Origin of the sequence: Runella rosea, assembly GCF_003325355.1 — a bacterium.
GTDB lineage: Bacteria > Bacteroidota > Bacteroidia > Cytophagales > Spirosomataceae > Runella > Runella rosea.
In genome coordinates this window covers 2,878,489-2,894,489 of record NZ_CP030850.1, presented here as the reverse complement: position 1 = coordinate 2,894,489, position 16,001 = coordinate 2,878,489, and the positions used below count along the sequence as shown (strand labels likewise).

The window sequence follows — 16,001 nt, the reverse complement described above, 5'->3', positions numbered from 1 at the left end:
GACTTTTTCAAAAATCAATTCCTTAATCGGCGCGAATTTATGAAGTATACGGGCAGCATGGCGGCATTGGGTTTGGCGGAACCAACTTTTGCCGAAACCCGCGAAAAATTGATTAAAATTACAAACGTTGACGCCAATTTTGAACGTGAACCGCTGAATGCCTACCGTTTTAAGGGTGGCGCCATCACCGATAGTTGGCAGGCCGTGGCCATGATAGAGTCAGAATCGGGGGTTCGGAAGATTGGTTTGGGAACGCAGGGAGTGTTGTGGTCTGATGCGCGGGTGGCAGCTGGCCATTCCGAAAGTGCTGGCAATGCGCTCATGTACGCCATGAGCGAACGCGCACTGCAAATCATCAAAGGCACTTCTTTTACCAATCCTGTTGATTTGATGGAGCAGGTTTTGCCTGAAGTGCTAGCATACGGCAAAAAAATCACGGGCGTGGCAGATTTGCGCAAAACCTTCGCTCTCAATGCGTTGGTTTGCGTAGACAATGCGGCGTGGTTGCTGTACGCCCACGAAAACAACATGAAAACCTTTGATGAAATGATTCCAGCGGCCTATCGGCCCGGGCTATCGTATCGGCACGATAAAGTGGCGAGCATTCCGTCGTTTAGCGTCGGAACTACCACGGAGCGCATCAAAGCCGCCGCCGATGAAGGCTATTTTATCCTCAAACTCAAAACGGGGGCGGCGGGCACACAGCAAGAAATGCTGGAGAAAGACCTCGCATTTCTGACCGCGCTGCACAAGACTATCGGGCATTATGAAACGCCCTACACCAAAAGCGGCAAAATTCCGTATTATTTCGACGCCAACGGTCGCTACGAGCACAAAGACACACTACTGCGGTTCTTGGACCATGCAAAAAAAATTGGTGCGTTTGATCAAATTGCCGTGGTCGAAGAACCATTTGCCGAAAACAATGAGGTCTACGTGGGTGATTTTGGTGTACGCATTGCCGCCGACGAAAGCGCCCATACGGTTGAAGATGCCGCTCGGCGCATTGAGCAGGGTTATTCGGCCATTGCGGTCAAGGCCATCGCCAAAACCCTGAGCATGACCATGAAGATTGCGCAGCTTGCCTACGAAAAAAACATTCCCTGCTTCTGCGCCGACCTGACGGTAAGCCCGATTCTGGTGGATTGGAATAAATCCGTGGCAGCGCGGCTGCCGCCGTTTCCCAACATGTCGATTGGGCTACAAGAAACCAATGGGCATCAATATTACAAAAACTGGGACCGGCTCATGAGTTATCACCCCAAATCGGGCGCTACTTGGACAAAAACGGTGAAGGGTGTTTACCCAACTGATGCGTCGTTCTACGCCCAAAGCGCAGGTATTTTTGAGCCTTCGGCGCATTATGAAGCGTTATTCCCAAGATAGATAAACTTTATCTTAAGTATCAAGGCACCATAAATTTAAAATTTACGCTAAGGTGCAAAGCTGCAAAGTGTTTATTATCAATCACCTATTCCCTTTGCCACTTTGCGTCTATGCGTGATTAACATTGTCTTAGTACTTAATACGCGTTACACTTTCACAAAAATCTTGTGGCGGTACATCACATACAGGACCAGCCACACCAAAATCAGCCCGCCCAATGCGTTGAATACTTCGTGCCACTTTTCGGGCGCGTGGCCGTACAATCCCGCAAAAAGTAGACGTGAGGATTCGCCGAAATTCACGAAGCGGCAGGCCATGTAAATCACCAGCGAGTTCATGCCAATAACCTTGAAGAAAAAGGCCCATTTGGTGAATTTTAACACGTCCATTACCCAATAAAAAAGGGCGACCAACAGACAAGCCATTCCAGCGGTCAGCAGAATAAAAGAGCTAGACCAAAGGTGTTTGTTGAGTGGAAAAACCGTGGCCCACGCCAAGCCTGCCGCGATGCCGATGGCGCCCATGCCAATCAACCGAATCAATTTGATGTTGGCGGTGGTTTTGTCCAATAGTACTTTCCCCGCCAAACTGCCAAAAATAGTCAAACAGGTAGCCGAGAGTTGGGTGGTCATGGCTAGCTCGTCGTAAGTGGTTTGTTTTAGGCGTCCGGGCATGAAAGAGCGGTCAATCCACCCCACCAAATTGCCCTCAAAGGTTAGGTCGCCACCGCCATAATCACCAACCGAAATCAGCATCAACGCCGCGTAATATAGCCCAAGAATGGCGAATGCGACGATAAGATGCGTTTTCCAGCCAGTGTTAAGGTACAGAATCGCTACCAAAAAAGTGGCAATTCCGATGCGCCCGAGCACGGTTCCGTAGCGAATAAGGGCGGGGTCAAAAAAATCAACGGGGGCGTTTTTATCCAATATTCCGAGAAAAAATAAAATGAGCATTCGCTTAAATACCTTTTCCAAGAGTTTGGATTGGGGAATACCTTTGGCGATGCCGTTTTTGAGACTGATGGAAAGAGACACGCCCGCCATGAACAAAAACAGCGGAAAGATAAAATCATAGAAGGTGAACCCGTCCCAATCGGGGTGGTGAAATTGCGCTGCAATGGCATCAATAAAACCAATGTTGGTTTTGCCACCCATCAGAGAAAGAAAGGCACCACCGCCAGAAATCATGAGCATATCAAAGCCACGAAGCGCATCGAGCGAGGCTAGGCGGCTTGCAGAAGAAGCTGAATTCATTGTATCAGGTTGTAGGTTTAGGTATCTACTTCCTATAACTCCATTTGCGGCTTTTTTTACTATTGTTTATCGCTCTAATCTGCTACATTTCTCGGATTTCTTTGTCTTTGACGGTCATTTCCCAATCGCCGAAACTGCCGTATAATACGAAAGAACCAAAGCGAAATTTGTCCACAATTTCGGTGCCTTTAGACACACTGTCGTAGAAATCCTTGTCGACGGGGAGTTCAAAATCAATGGCGTTGACGGCATTTTTGATGTGCTTTTTGATGCTAAGCGAAAAATTTGCCTGCTTCAGTCGTATTTTCAAAATGTACCTTACTTTTTTGGCAGATTGTGCGGCGTTCAATTCTTGCAATTGTGCTTTCAGTTCTAAGTTTTCTTTTTGCAGGCGTTCCAGTTCGGCAGCATCACCGCCGCAAGAAAACAGAAAAAGGGCTGATAGAGAGAAAGATAGCAGCGAAATGGAGGTGCGTTTCATGGGTGTTTTTGGTTCAAAGTTAAATATATCAAAAGCTTAATTAGGGTTTAAAGAATTGAAACGACAATAATGGCCAGTGCCAATAAAAGCTGGATGGCGACTTTTAGGGTGAAGGTTTGCCCAAAATGAATCGGGTAGAGGAAAGAGCCCACAAAAACGCCCGTTACGAAAAACAAAAACCGATTGGACCACATAGAGCCGTTGAAACCTTTGACGCCGTACTCAGAGGCTTTGATCCAGAGCCAAGTACAGGCAATCGCTAGTAAATAAGGATAAATAGAGGAAATCCATTTGGGAGATTTAAACTGCCAATACATGATGTACCAATGGCCAAAAGAGCCCAATAAAAACAGGAAGGTAGCAATCAAAATTTTGGTTAAATTCATAACAGATAGCAATTATGGGTTTAAGATAAAAAATGATGCTGAAAAAGTGGTAATGTGCGTTGGCTATTTGCTAAAAAAGCAGTGGTATGGTACGAATAACTGCTTGGACAGACTAGTCACTTTTTTCGACACTTCATCTGATATTTCTCCCAATTCAAGAAGGGATGGTTGGTGAATCAATTGTAAATAAAGCAATTTTGGGTCGAAATTGAGTATCCAATTTATTAGAAACAGCCACTTTTTTATGAAAACACACTTGTTAAAAATGACGACATGGGTCGTTGCGGTAGCGTTGATGATGACTGCTTGTAAAAACAATGATGACCTCCCAAAGCCTCCCAACGAAACCGAAACGAATGCCTTGAAATTACGCAAGGCGAGCGCTACGGAGATTGATTATCAGTTATTTGATTACGATAGCAGTGGGCGCATTACCCGGTATGTGTCGCAATGGCAGTATGTTCAATCGGACCCGACTCAAATCAAACGCATCGAAAACAATTTTGAGTACAACACCGCTGGGCAGCTCACTACGGTGCGCTCGCAGGGCGGCGACCACCGTTATTTTTATACAAACGGCAAATTGGAACGGGTCGAAAGCCGAGCCTCTAATCGCCTGATTTCTACGACTTACTTTCTTTTTGATGCAAAAGGCCGCGTCAGCGAGCGGGAGGAGGTTGTGCCTGATGACCGTCAAATGTCGGATGCGCCCGCCAAAACCAAATGGAAATACACCTACGATGCTAAAGGAAATTGCGTGCACGTAGATTATTTTCTCTTCATGGAGGGTAAGTATTCTTTGTACGAAACGCTCGATTACAGTGAGTTTGACAGCGCGGCCAATCCCTTCGATCAACTATCGTTTTTTCCGTACGTACCTTGGGTGAAATTTCAACTAAATAACCCTGGAAAACAAATCAGAACGGCGGCTTCGACGGGCCTCAAACAGTCGACTACGTTTCGCTACCAATACGACGCCAAAGGGATTCCTACCCAGCGCACCATCAACCAAGGAGGCGCTGAATGGACGTTGAAATTGGAGTATTGATTCAGGGCTGATTTTAAGTGTATTGCCTCCTCTTGTCACCTTCAGTGTGTCGAGAGGAGGCTTTTTGTGGTGAATGAAAAAAATGATTTGGGGAGATACGTTTTTCGTTCTTGAATTTATGGGGCCTATCTTCCTATCTTTGGTGATTCACTGACCCCGTAATCCTCTCATGAACAAATTGATTTTTTTCTGTCTCCTTCTGAGCAGTGTCTTTTTAGTAAGCCACACTGCCGACGATGCGCTCATCGACGGCAAGGCATTTGCAAAGCATATTCAAGTACTGGCTTCCGACGCTTTTGAAGGCCGCAAGCCGTTCAGCGTTGGTGAAACCAAAACCATCAATTACTTAAAAGCCGAATTTGAAAAATTGGGCCTGAAACCGGGCAATGGCAAGAGCTATTTTCAGGAAGTGCCTATGGTGGATATTTTGTCCAAACCTGCGGGGCCGCTGGTCATGAAAAGCAAAAATGGGGAGATTTCCCTTAATTACCTCACGGATTTCGTGGCCGCTACCCGTCGGGTGCAAGACCAAGTAAAGGTCGAAAACTCCGAAATGGTGTTTGCGGGTTATGGCATTGTGGCGCCCGAATACGGTTGGAACGACTACGCTGGGCTGGACGTAAAAGGTAAAACCGTATTGGTGTTGGTCAATGACCCGGGGATTGTAGACGACAAGTTGTTTAAAGGAAATACGATGACCTATTATGGTCGTTGGACCTATAAGTTTGAAGAGGCAGCTCGCCAAGGCGCGGCTGGCGTACTCATCATTCACGATACAGGGCCGGCGAGTTATGGCTGGTCGGTGGTACGAAGCGGCTGGTCAAAATCCAAATTGTATCTGCAAGCCGCCGACGATAACCGTTCGCGGGCGGCCATGGAAGGTTGGATTACGCTGGAATCGGCAAAAAAACTTTTCCAACTCGCAGGGGTTAAGCCCGATGTGATGCACGAAGCCAGCAAAAAAGGGTTTAAACCCGTGCCGTTGGGCGTTACAACTTCGTTGACCATTGATAATGAAACTAAAAAATCCACCTCTCATAACGTGATGGCAGTGCTCCCGGGCACGACCCGCGCCAACGAGTATGTGGTGTACACTGCTCACTGGGACCACCTCGGCAAGGGCGAGCCGATCAACGGGGATTCCATTTATAACGGTGCTGCCGATGATGCCTCAGGCACCGCGGCGGTATTGGAAATAGCGACGGCTTTTACCAAACTCAAAAAGAAACCCGCCCGCTCGGTTGTGTTCATGGTCGTGACGGCCGAAGAGCAGGGTTTGTTGGGATCAGAATATTATTGTACACATCCCATTTTCCCGCTTGATAAAACCGTAGCCGATATTAACATGGACGTTTTGCAGCCTTTTGGTCGAACCAAAGACGTGATTGTGGTCGGAAAAGGGCAGTCAGATCTGGACGATTACATTGAGGCGGAGGCTAAAAAGCAAGACCGATTTACGCGCGGCGAGCCCAACCCGTCGGGGGGTTGGTATTTTCGTTCCGACCACTTTAATTTTGCCAAAGTAGGCGTACCGTCGTTGTATATCGAAAACGGCGTCATTTCCCGTCAGCACGGCGAAGACTGGGGCAAAGCCCAAAAAGAGCAATTCAATCTCTACCGCTACCACATGCCCACCGACGAGTATAACGGGAAATGGGATTTGACGGGTATCGTCGAAGATATGAAACTATTGTACGAAGTGGGGCACCGCATCAGCAACGAAAGTACTTTTCCGGGATGGAAAAAAGGGTCTGAATTCAAGGCTGCTCGCGATAAAATGATGAAATAACCATGAAAATAGTAACGCTTTTAACGCCACTTATGGTGGCTTTCACTTTTTTTTATTCGCCTAAAGAGGCTGGTAGTGAGAATACTAATATTCCCAACGACAATAAAATGTTGGCGGTGAGAACATTACCAACGGCTCCGGATGAATTCCCGAGTGAAATCATAAATTTCAAATCCTATGGCCAAAATCCAGTTTTTGCAGGAATGGGTAAGTCTGGCACTTGGGATGAAAAAATCAGAGAACGCGGATATATTTTGCGCGAAGGAGACACCTATCATTTGTGGTACACGGGCTACAAAAAGGAGAAAAATGCCGTCATGCATTTGGGCTACGCCACTTCTCCCGACGGCATTAAGTGGACGCGCCATTCGCCGAATCCCATTTATGATTTAGATTGGGTCGAAGATATGTCCGTCATCAAGTCAAATGGTGTGTATTATATGTTTGCCGAAGGCAGAAACGACATTGCGCATTTGCTCACCTCTACCGACCGCATTCATTGGCAGGAAAAGGGGCCTTTGGATGTTCGTCTCACCAACGGAAACCCAATTTCCAAAGGTGCGTACGGCACTCCAGCGATTTGGAAAGAAAACAGCATGTGGTATCTTTTCTACGAACGCGGCGATTTAGGTATTTGGCTGGCTACGTCCAAAGACCTGAAAATCTGGACGAACGTACAGGACGAACCCGTGTTGAAAATGGGGCCTGAAACTTACGACCAATACGCCGTAGCCATGAATCAAATTATAAAGTACAAAGGGCTGTACTACGGTTATTATCATGCCTCGGCCTTTAAGGATTGGCGCGAATGGTCGATGAACGTGGCGGTTTCCAAGGATTTGATTCACTGGAAAAAATATGAAAATAACCCTATCATCGGTAACGATAAATCTAGCGGCTTGCTGGTCCACGATGGCAAGCAATACCGCATGTATACGATGCACCCTGAGGTAAATGTCTATTTTCCAAACGACTGGATTCCGCTTTTTAACGGTACCTCTACTGAGCAATGGATTTCGGCCAAGTCGGACCAATTTCCCAAGGAAGGTTGGGCGATTGACAATAAAGTGTTGGTGGTTAATCAAGGGAAAGGCGAAAGCAAAGCAGTAGTGCGTGGGGGTGACATTATTGCCAAAAAGATGTTTTCGCAGTTTGACTTGGAATTTGAATTCAAACTAGCCCCAGGAGCGAATACAGGGTTGAAGTATTTCGCCAAAAAATACCCCGACGGTGCTATTCTAGGCTGTGAATATCAGCTAATCGACGATACTGGCAACAAAGACATTGCCAACGATACCAACGACAAACGCCGCACCGCTGGATTGTACGAGTTGTTTGCGCCCGTTTCGCGCCAATTAAAGCCCATTGGTGAGTGGAACAAAGGCCGTATCAGGGTAGAAGGTACGCGCGTAACGCATTGGCTCAACGGCGTGAAAGTGGTTGAGTACACCATCGGCAGCCCCGAATTTATGAAAGCCAAAGCCGAAAGTAAGTTTAAAGACGTAAAGGATTTTGGAACTGCCCCTGGGCATATCCTTCTTCAAGACCACGGCGACGAAGCGGCTTTCCGAAATATTCGGATTCGGGAGTTGTAAATTATTTTTTGACTCATTAATCTCTCAGATATTTTGAACGATTATTTGTTGTAATGTTTCCCTTAACGATGTTTCTCGGCAAAAAATGAAACACCTATGATAATAATTTTTTCCATTGCCCAAAAAATGTATTTATTGACTACATTCAGGGAATTTTACAAAATTCAATCTAGTCTTTATTTGCGATAAGGGTATTATGCATAGTTCAGAAAAAGAAACTTTTGAAAAACTAACCTATTTAATCCAGCAGAACATTACCAATCCGGCCTTCTCGCTAAGTAGCATTTGTAAGGAGTTGGGAGTAAGCAGAACGCAGCTGCACCGAATCGTAACTGCCCACAGCCAACTCCCTATCACTCTTTACATCCGGAAAGTAAAAATGTTGAAAGCCAAAGACTTATTGCTCAACACAGACATGCGAGTGTCTGAAATTACCTACGAAGTAGGAATTGACAGTCCGCAAAACTTTAGCAAATACTTTACGCAGGAGTTCAACGTAAATCCTACTGAATTCAGAAAACATTCCCAAACGGAAGAAGTTTCTACGGTGACCGATTTGGAAGTGTCGATTGCCGTATTGCCCTTCGTAAATATGAGCAGCGACCCCGAGCAGGATTTTTTCTGTGACGGCATGACCGAAGAGATCATCAACCGACTTGCGCAGGTCTCGGGCTTGAAAATAGCGGGACGTACCTCCAGTTTTGCGTTTAAAGGCCAAAGCCTGGACGTAAGACAAATCGGTCAGCGGCTCAATGTTAGCTTTGTTTTGGAAGGAAGCCTCCGAAAATCAGGCAATAAGCTACGTATCACCGCCCAACTTAACAAAGTGGCCGACGGATTTAATGTATGGTCGGAAAAATATGACCGCGAAGCGGAAGATGTATTTGATATTCAGGATGAAATTTCACTATCCATTCTCAACCGGATTAAGAGCAATGTATTAGTTACCGAAAAAGTCGCTGTCTTGAAGAGGTACACCAACAATCCCGAGGCGTATCGGCTGTATCTGTACGGGCGTTTTTATTACAATAAATTTGCGGGAGCCGACAATTTTTACAAAGCCATTGACTATTATCAGGCAGCAATAGCAATCGAGCCCAGCTATGCTATCGCCTATTCTGGAATGGCGTCCTGTTTTCTCAATCTGTGGTTTTATCGGTACGCTTCGGCTGGCCAGTGCCTACCTCAAATGCAGCAGTGCGCCCAATATTCGCTTGAATTGGATGACCAAATTGCCGAAAGTCATCTGGCCATCGCTCGCTTAAAGATGTATCATGAATGGGATTTGGTGGGGGCGTTGCGCTCGTTCCAAAAAGCCCTCGAACAGAATCATAACATGGCTGAAGCCCACGGTCAATATGCCCTGTGTCTCAGTATTTTGGGCGACGTTCCCAGCGCCATCGACCATGCCCAGACTGCCTTTGACCTCGACCCTTTTTCATTGATTAATAATTTCTACACAGGGTATATTTACTGGATTGCGGGTGATTTTCGGAAAGCCCTTGTACAGGGAAGAAGGCTGCTGGAACTCGAACCCAATTTTTGGGGCGGGCACATCATCATGGGGTTCAATTTGATAAAATCCAAGCAATTTAATGAAGCCCTCGCCGAACTAGAAAAGGCCCTCCATCAAAATTATAGTGGCCTAACCCTGAGCGGCTATGGCAGCCTGTTGGCGCTGATGGGCCACCAAGAGAAAGCAAGGGAGGTAATCCAGAAAATGGAAGTCTTGCACCAAACCCAACCCGTGGCCAACTATGACATGGGTATCGTACACGCCTGTCTGGGTGATAAAGATACGGCGTATGATTTCTTTGAAAAGGCTATTGCCTTGCGCGAGCCCCCGATGCTGTTTTTTCCATTTATTGTACGGGATTGGTTGGCTCATTTCAAAGAAGATTCCCGCTACAAAACGCTATTGGAAAAGACAATCCTTAAAGCCCGGTAAAATGCACCCACCACGCTAGCCTTTCACATCCAATCCGTTTCTTCTTCTATTGCCGAGGGTGTGGAACAATAAGCTAAATATTTGAAACAATAGACTAAGTTTTCAGAACATCGTACCAACGGCTTTTGTTGGGGCGGTTATACTTTTGGTTTATCATTTATTAATGATAAACAAGGGTCTAACCGTAATTATTTAAGATTGTTCTGCGTATGGAAACTCAACATTTTTCGTCTGTATCGGCTTTTGTACGTCAAAAAGACCACAATGATTCCGCGCTCAAATGCCTGGGAAGCGTGGCGCAACACCATGGCAAAATCCTCTCGTTAAGTACCCTTCGGGCTAAAAAAAACCACGGTTTCGGTAGCTTGAGAGACATTGCCGAAACCGCCGAGGCTATCGGTTTCAGAGCCCGTTGCATCAGTATTTCTTTTTCAACCCTCAAACGGGAAATTCCGCTGCCCTGCATTATAAAATGGGATAATCACGGGTTTGTGGTAGTTTCCAACATCGTTCAAAATCAGGTTTCTATTAGCACCGACAAAACTCCGCTGACGGTGTCGGCCGATGAATTTTGCAAACATTGGCTACCAGCAGGTGCAGAGGAAGGAACCGTATTGTTGCTCGACCCGACACCCGCGTTTTTTCAAGAATCCGAAGCGCCCACCGACGCCAAGCCGCAGGGATTACGTTCTTTGACGGCGTACTTAAAAAAATACCCCAAATTGATGTGGCAGTTGTGGTTGGGCATGATTGTCGGAACCATCCTTAAACTCATTTTTCCTTTTCTTACCCAGTCTATTGTGGATGTGGGGGTGATGAACCATAACCTAAACTTTATCTACATTTTTCTGGCGGGACAATTGATGCTGATGGTGGGGCGAAATTCGCTCGAAGCCATTCGAGGTTGGCTTTTGCTCTACGTAAGTACCCGGGTCGGAGTGTCGTTATTGACCGATTTTATTGCCAAAATCATGCGTTTGCCCATCAGTTATTTCAACGAGAAAGCCGTGGGGGAGGTGATGCAGCGCATCGAAGACCAAAAACGCATCGAAACTTTTCTTTCTACGCACCTGATATCCATCTTGTTTTCGGTACTGAATTTGGTTATTTACACCCTCATTTTTGCCCTCTATGATTTGACCATCTTTGGCATTTTTCTGGGAGCTACGCTGCTCTATATCAGTTGGATTTCGATTTTCATGAAAAAACGCCGCGAGCATGATTTCAAGCGGGCGAAAATTGCCGAACAGGAACAAAATAAACTGGTTCAACTCGTTCAGGGAATGCCCGACATCAAGCTGGCCAATGCCGAAATGCTCAAACGTTGGGACTGGGAGCAGATTCGGGCCAAGCTTTTTCGGCAAAATATCAAACTCCTTAAGCTCTCGCAGGTTCAGCAAATAGGCGGCTTGCTCATCAACGAAACCAAGATATTGATCATCACGTTTCTGTCGGCCAAGGCCGTTCTTGACGGTGACCTTTCGCTGGGAGCCATGCTAGCCGTGCAGCAAATGTTGGGTCAAACCAACGGCCCCACCGAACAGCTTTTTGCCTACCTTCAGCAGATTCAGGATGCCCGCATCAGCACCGAGCGCATCAACGCGGTGCATCAAATGCCCGAAGAAGAAGGGGATGATTTTACAAAAGTGACGCAGTTGTCGGAGAAGCAGCCCTTGGTTTTGCGCAATGTAAATTTCCACTATCCAAATGCAAAAAATAGTACTCTCCACGATATTCGGCTCTACATTCCTGCGGGTAAAACAACGGCCATCGTGGGTTCGAGCGGTAGCGGCAAAACCACTCTTCTCAAATTGTTGATGAAACATTACGCACCCACTTCTGGGGAATTGTCGCTCGGAAAACTCAGCCTCAACAATATCTCAACACGGGCTTGGCGGAGTGAATGTGGAGTGGTGATGTCGGACGGGGTGATATTTTCGGATTCGATTCTGAACAACATCGCCCTTGGAGATAACGACCCCGACATGGAGCGTTTGCACAATGCTGCTCGGGTGGCCAATATCCACGAATGGATTGAGTCTACGCCGCTGGGTTATCACACCACCATCGGCAGCGAACACGGCAGCATCAGCCAAGGACAGAAGCAACGTATACTCATTGCCCGTGCAGTTTACAAAGACCCTGAATTCTTATTTTTTGACGAAGGTACCAGCGCTCTAGACGTTCAGAATCAACAGATAATAATGAAAAATCTGGACGAGTTTTTCAGCGGTCGCACCGTGGTGGTAGTGGCTCACCGCCTCAGCACGATTCGTAATGCCGATCAAATTGTGGTCATTGAAGAAGGACAAATTAAAGAAAAAGGTACCCATGAAGAGCTTCTTGCCTTGGAAGGTCGCTATTATGAACTGCTCACCACGCAGTTAGAAGCCGCCGCCTAGTAGGGGCAGGGCTTGCCTCTGCCCGGCGTAGAGTTCATACCTCTGCCCGGCGTAGAGTTCATACCTCTGCCCGAAATAGAAATTGTCCAAAATTATTTAATCGTCGATTTTAGTCAATCCAGTAACTTAAACTCTAACATGAAAAAGTACTCAGATAATCAGTTAGGCGAAGAAATGCTCAGTATTTTGAGCGAAACCCCCAGTTGGGTTATTCGCACGGGAGCGGGGGTGATGTCGGGAATTGTGCTATTGTTTTTTGTTGGTACGTGGGTCATTAAATACCCCGAAGTGTTGAAAGGAAACGCCATCGTCACCACGCAGGTGCCGCCCATTCGGGTGGTGGCACCGATGGGCGGACGCATGGTGCGGCTATTGGCCAAGGACGAAATGATGGTAAAAAAAGGAGATGTTTTGGCCGAAACTGAGAATACAACGCGGCTGGAAAATATCCCAACCATGCAGCAATTAATCAGCGATGCGCAGTCTTTTTTACAAAATCCCCAACGCGAAATTATTTTTCCAAGCAACAACTTTGTATGGGGAGATTTGCAGGAAGATTTTAACGCACTTCGCCAAAATTACCGAGATTTCAAACGCATTCAGTCAGATACCTATCAAGCAGCGCAGGGGCATACGATGCAACAACAAGCGGAGCAGCTTCGTGCGTTGGCGGCCCTCAACGAGCGTCAGAAAATGCTCAATGAAGAGGAGTTTGCCAATGAACAAGAACATTTTCTAAGTGACGAAAAGCTGTTTAAAGAAGGCATTTACAGTAAATTTGAGTACATCGCGAGCAAGAATAAACATTTAAAAAAGCAACGAGAGCGGGAAGAGTTTCTTAAAAATACGCTTGATAATAATTTAAAAATCAACGAATTGGAAGCGGAGTTGCGGGTGTTTGATCAGACTTTCTTGGAAAGAAAACGTCTTTATCTCGACAACATCGAACGCAGTGTTCATAACATTGAAAACAGCCTGCGCAACTGGCAACAAAATTATCTCATTACGGCTCCCGCTGACGGTAAGCTGGTGTTTTTGAAGAACTTGACCGAAAATCAGCACCTCAACGTTTCGGATACGCTCTTTGCTGTGATGCCTACCAAGGCGCAGTTTGTTGCCATGATGGACATCCCCGTTCACGGCATGGGAAAGGCCGAGGTGGGCCAAAAAGTCATCATCAAACTAGACGATTATCCCTATCAGGAATTTGGGATGCTGGAGGGACGGGTGCTGAGTCTGGCTCCTTCGTTGAATGTGCGCTATTACCGCGTCATGGTGGCGCTCCCCAAGGCACTCAAAAGCACCTACAACCAGACCTTTGTTTGTAAATCTGAAATGACAGGTACGGCAGAAATCGTAACGGCCGATCTTCGCCTGATTGAACGTGCCTTCTACGGTTTTCGGAAGTTATTGATGTAAGTATTTTCGGTAAGTGTACCGCGACGGTTAGTCAGCTCATAAATCCAAAATACAGGTCAATAGAATTGGCCTCATAATCAAGGATATTTATTGTCCAATAAAATATTCCAAAAATATCATTAAAGACCTTAACTTTATACCCAAACATGGCCCCAGTATTTGATTCCCAAGTTGGTCGTATGAGTGTACCAGAAAATGTAATTATTGAAAAATTGACTCGAATTGTTGAGGAAAACCTCGATAATCCTACGTTTTCATTGGACCAAGTCTATAAAGAATTGGGTATCAGCCGGACGCACCTGCACCGGATTATCAAAGACCAAACCCAACTCTCAACCACGCTGTACATCCGAAAGATAAGATTGCACAAGGCAAAAGAGCTACTGGCAACAACCGACCGGCGCATTGCCGAAATTGCAGATTTGATTGGAATAGACAGCCCCCAAAATTTTAGTAAATATTTCTTTGAAGAATTTGCGGTTAGCCCGACCGAATTCAGAAAACAAAAAAATATCCCTGCGCCAACGAGCAGCACTTTTACCGTGAGTGGGCCCATGGTTCAGGGTCCTCTGGTGCACCATTCAGACAAAAATTACAGGTACATATGGGGGGGGATTTTTCTGGCGATATGGTTTGTGATTGGGGTGTATTTTTGGAAAAGTCAGGGGAGTTCACGCTCGGTCAATGCGTTCGGCGTGGCTAATTACAACGAGCTTTTTGATAACTCCATTGCCATTTTACCCTTCAAAAGCGATGCTAACGGCGAGTCGTTGGCCGAAGGGGTAATGGAAGAAATCCACGGTTCATTGTCGCTCATCCAAAATCTTAAAGTGATTGCCCGGCGGTCTTCCAATGAATTCAAAGACAGTCAAAAGACGGTTCGGCAGATTGGAGCCGAACTTCAGGTGGCGTATATTTTGCAGGGGCGCGTCAGCGAAAAGTACAACAAGGCGCAAATGGCGCTAGAATTGGTCCGTACCCAAGATGGCACCACGGTTTGGACCAAAAATCAGGAAGGTGATTTGAAGAATTTTTTCAACCTGATGAACGAGGTTGTTCGAGAACTTGCCTTAGAACTTAACCTGAAGATTACGCCCGAATTGGTGTATAAGTTGGAACGGATTCCTACAAAAAACGTCGAGGCTTACAACGAATTTTTGCAGGGGCGCCTGCTGATGATTGCCCGTACCCAAGAAAAATTGGCGGCGAGTATCCAAAAGTTTGAACGTGCGCTAGCGCTCGACCCCGATTTTGCGGAAGCCTACGCTTACAAAGCGATTGCCAGTCATCTTACGGGAAATATGGGCTATGCCGAAATGGAGGCTAGCGGCAATGCCGCTGAACAAAACGCGCTGAAAGCCATTGAGTTGGATGCGCAAAATGCAACGGCTTACGCCACCTTGGGGAATGTTTACCGAGATCAGTTTAAGTGGCAGCAAGCCAAGACATCGTATACTATTGCCTTGAAATACCGACCCAACGACGCCCAAACCATTTATTGGTACAGCTTGTTGATGCGCTCAATGGGCCGCCCAGATGAAGCTCTCCAATACAGCGCCAAAGCCATGGCCATCGACCCGTTGTACCCCGTTATTTTGGGTGGGCATATCTTAAATTGTGCCTACGCTGGACAGTATAATTTGGCCGAAAAAAGCATCAAGGATGGGCGCTTGATTTTCGATGATTCCTTTGTGTATTACATGGCGACGGGTTACTATTATTTGATTCGTGAGAACTACGCGCAGGCACTGAAAGAATTCAAAAAAGTGCAGGAGTTGAATCCAAACATGAAATATTTCGGAACGCTCATCTACTATTGTGAGGCTCGTCTGGGCAATAAAACTTCGTCGATGTCGTACCTAAAATCGTTGAAAAATCACCCGCAGGATTATATTTCTAAGTCGATGGTGTATGCGGGTATGGGGGAGAAAGACAGCAGCATGGTTTATTTACAAAAAGCGGCCGATTTGGACGTTATTCACTCCGATATTCTGGTAAACCCAACGTTTAAAATCCACCGAAAAGACCCCCGTTTTGAGGCTATTCTTCGCAAGTTTGGCTTAATGGAACCTAAATCTCTGCCTCAATAAATCTGAAACAGACCTCCGTTTTTTTTATCTCATGGCCGATTTTTATTTTCGGTTTAGTGCCCCTTTTTGGCCTTCAAAAAGGCTTCTGGAACAATAAACTAAGTTTTTGGAACAATACACTAAGCCTGGAACGATAGACTAACTAATTGCCCAAATAGACCAACATCTTCAAAGTACAGCTCTTTACTTTTGTCAAACACA

11 protein-coding genes are annotated in these 16,001 nt (G+C 46.2%); 8 read left to right on the top strand and 3 right to left on the bottom strand.

Translation table 11 applies throughout. The annotated features are described in order from the left end of the window. Window positions 1–57 precede the first annotated feature (57 nt). The gene (locus tag DR864_RS12150; RefSeq protein WP_374755794.1) at window positions 58–1,386 is read left to right on the top strand and encodes an enolase C-terminal domain-like protein; all 1,329 of its coding nucleotides are present in this window, start codon (window positions 58–60) and stop codon (window positions 1,384–1,386) included. A 146-nt stretch (window positions 1,387–1,532) separates the two neighbouring features. On the opposite strand, the gene DR864_RS12145 is transcribed toward DR864_RS12150, so the two are convergent. The 3 genes from DR864_RS12145 to DR864_RS12135 all read right to left on the bottom strand — a co-directional run bounded on the left by DR864_RS12145 (window position 1,533) and on the right by DR864_RS12135 (window position 3,509). Further along, window positions 1,533–2,642, bottom strand: coding sequence for an acyltransferase family protein (locus DR864_RS12145; protein ID WP_205319236.1), 1,110 nt, complete (start codon window positions 2,640–2,642; stop codon window positions 1,533–1,535). An 82-nt stretch (window positions 2,643–2,724) separates the two neighbouring features. Continuing rightward, window positions 2,725–3,123, bottom strand: a complete 399-nt coding sequence (locus DR864_RS12140; RefSeq protein ID WP_114067232.1) for a hypothetical protein — start codon at window positions 3,121–3,123, stop codon at window positions 2,725–2,727. A gap of 47 nt (window positions 3,124–3,170) precedes the next feature. Further along, window positions 3,171–3,509, bottom strand: coding sequence for a hypothetical protein (locus tag DR864_RS12135; RefSeq protein WP_114067231.1), 339 nt, complete (start codon window positions 3,507–3,509; stop codon window positions 3,171–3,173). A gap of 244 nt (window positions 3,510–3,753) precedes the next feature. Here DR864_RS12135 and DR864_RS12130 point away from each other — a divergent pair, with 244 nt between their 5' ends. The 7 genes from DR864_RS12130 to DR864_RS12100 all read left to right on the top strand — a co-directional run bounded on the left by DR864_RS12130 (window position 3,754) and on the right by DR864_RS12100 (window position 15,800). Continuing rightward, complete coding sequence (locus DR864_RS12130; RefSeq protein WP_114067230.1) at window positions 3,754–4,557, top strand: hypothetical protein; 804 nt, start codon at window positions 3,754–3,756, stop codon at window positions 4,555–4,557. A 169-nt stretch (window positions 4,558–4,726) separates the two neighbouring features. After that, window positions 4,727–6,346, top strand: a complete 1,620-nt coding sequence (locus tag DR864_RS12125) for a M28 family metallopeptidase (protein ID WP_114067229.1) — start codon at window positions 4,727–4,729, stop codon at window positions 6,344–6,346. A 2-nt stretch (window positions 6,347–6,348) separates the two neighbouring features. Beyond that, on the top strand, window positions 6,349–7,941 hold the full coding sequence (locus DR864_RS12120) for a 3-keto-alpha-glucoside-1,2-lyase-like domain-containing protein (RefSeq protein ID WP_162793761.1): 1,593 nt from the start codon (window positions 6,349–6,351) through the stop codon (window positions 7,939–7,941). 196 nt (window positions 7,942–8,137) lie between these two features. Next, window positions 8,138–9,889, top strand: coding sequence for a helix-turn-helix domain-containing protein (locus DR864_RS12115; RefSeq protein WP_114067227.1), 1,752 nt, complete (start codon window positions 8,138–8,140; stop codon window positions 9,887–9,889). 209 nt (window positions 9,890–10,098) lie between these two features. Continuing rightward, complete coding sequence (locus DR864_RS12110) at window positions 10,099–12,291, top strand: peptidase domain-containing ABC transporter (RefSeq protein WP_114067226.1); 2,193 nt, start codon at window positions 10,099–10,101, stop codon at window positions 12,289–12,291. 138 nt (window positions 12,292–12,429) lie between these two features. After that, complete coding sequence (locus DR864_RS12105; protein ID WP_114067225.1) at window positions 12,430–13,710, top strand: HlyD family secretion protein; 1,281 nt, start codon at window positions 12,430–12,432, stop codon at window positions 13,708–13,710. 146 nt (window positions 13,711–13,856) lie between these two features. Further along, window positions 13,857–15,800: a helix-turn-helix domain-containing protein gene (locus DR864_RS12100; protein WP_114067224.1), complete on the top strand. Its 1,944-nt coding sequence runs from the start codon at window positions 13,857–13,859 to the stop codon at window positions 15,798–15,800. Window positions 15,801–16,001: the final 201 nt, after the last annotated feature.

Excerpts from the sequence above, each read along its gene's own strand:
- DR864_RS12150 (WP_374755794.1), top strand. The coding sequence starts at position 58 with ATGGCGGCATTGGGTTTGGCGGAACCAACTTTTGCCGAAACCCGCGAA.
- DR864_RS12145 (WP_205319236.1), bottom strand. The coding sequence starts at position 2,642 with ATGAATTCAGCTTCTTCTGCAAGCCGCCTAGCCTCGCTCGATGCGCTT.
- DR864_RS12140 (WP_114067232.1), bottom strand. The coding sequence starts at position 3,123 with ATGAAACGCACCTCCATTTCGCTGCTATCTTTCTCTCTATCAGCCCTT.
- DR864_RS12135 (WP_114067231.1), bottom strand. The coding sequence starts at position 3,509 with ATGAATTTAACCAAAATTTTGATTGCTACCTTCCTGTTTTTATTGGGC.
- DR864_RS12130 (WP_114067230.1), top strand. The coding sequence starts at position 3,754 with ATGAAAACACACTTGTTAAAAATGACGACATGGGTCGTTGCGGTAGCG.
- DR864_RS12125 (WP_114067229.1), top strand. The coding sequence starts at position 4,727 with ATGAACAAATTGATTTTTTTCTGTCTCCTTCTGAGCAGTGTCTTTTTA.
- DR864_RS12120 (WP_162793761.1), top strand. The coding sequence starts at position 6,349 with ATGAAAATAGTAACGCTTTTAACGCCACTTATGGTGGCTTTCACTTTT.
- DR864_RS12115 (WP_114067227.1), top strand. The coding sequence starts at position 8,138 with ATGCATAGTTCAGAAAAAGAAACTTTTGAAAAACTAACCTATTTAATC.
- DR864_RS12110 (WP_114067226.1), top strand. The coding sequence starts at position 10,099 with ATGGAAACTCAACATTTTTCGTCTGTATCGGCTTTTGTACGTCAAAAA.
- DR864_RS12105 (WP_114067225.1), top strand. The coding sequence starts at position 12,430 with ATGAAAAAGTACTCAGATAATCAGTTAGGCGAAGAAATGCTCAGTATT.
- DR864_RS12100 (WP_114067224.1), top strand. The coding sequence starts at position 13,857 with ATGGCCCCAGTATTTGATTCCCAAGTTGGTCGTATGAGTGTACCAGAA.